At 65.8% G+C, this 988-nt stretch carries 1 protein-coding gene; it reads right to left on the minus strand.

From position 1 onward, the window contains the following. Window positions 1-154: 154 nt before the first annotated feature. On the minus strand, window positions 155-988 hold an 834-nt coding region (locus BST17_RS28505), incomplete at its 5' end, for an MMPL family transporter (protein ID WP_133053617.1).

Raw genomic sequence — 988 nt, forward strand, 5'->3', positions numbered from 1 at the left:
AAGTCCTTCTGGCCGTAGATGCCGTAGCCGTGCAACTCCTTGGCGAACGCGGAGTCCGGATCGGCCTGCGCCGGCGCGGCCAGCAGCAGGCCGGCCGCGGCCAATGCCGACGCCGCCAACGCCGCGAATCTGGTTCTCGCCATGAGGAACTTCCTTACGTCGTTTCGGGTGCGCCGGCCGGCACCGGTTCGTTGGGCGGCTTGGGCCAGGCCACCGGCAGCGGATGGCGACGCACCTGCTGCGGCCACCAGAACCACTTACCCAGCAGCGCGGCGATCGAGGGCGTCATGAACGCCCGGATGACCAGGGTGTCGAACAACAGACCCAGGCCGATGGTGGTACCCACCTGGCCCATCACGGTCAATTCGCTGACCGCCATGGAGATCATGGTGAACGCGAACACCAGGCCGGCGGCGGTGACCACCGAACCGCTACCGCCCATCGCGCGGATCATGCCGGTGGCCAGACCGGCGTGGATCTCCTCCTTCAACCGCGCCACCAGCAGCAGGTTGTAGTCGGCCCCGACGGCCAGCAGGATGATCACCGCCATCGGCAGCACCATCCAGTGCAGCGGGATGCCGATGATGTGCTGCCAGATCAGCACCGAGAGCCCCAGCGCGGACGCCAGCGAGATCACCACCGTGCCGACGATCACCGCCGCGGCCACCACACTGCGGGTGATCAACAGCATGATGATGAAGATCAGTGCGATGGAGGCGATTCCGGCGATGATCAGATCCCAGTTGGCGCCGTCCTGCATGTCCTTGAAGGTGGCCGCGGTGCCGCCGAGGTAGATCTTGGACCCCTCCAGCGGGGTGCCTTTGATGGCTTCCTTGGCCGCGTTCTTGATCGCGTCGATCTTCGCGATGCCCTCGGCGCTCAGCGGATCACCGTCGTGGCTGATGATGAAACGCACCGCATGCCCGTCCGGGGACAGGAAGTTCTTCATGCCGCGCTTGAAGTCCTCGTTCTCGAAGGTCTCCGGCGG

Source organism: Mycolicibacterium bacteremicum, assembly GCF_002086115.1.
In the GTDB taxonomy this organism is placed as follows: Bacteria; Actinomycetota; Actinomycetes; order Mycobacteriales; family Mycobacteriaceae; genus Mycobacterium; species Mycobacterium bacteremicum.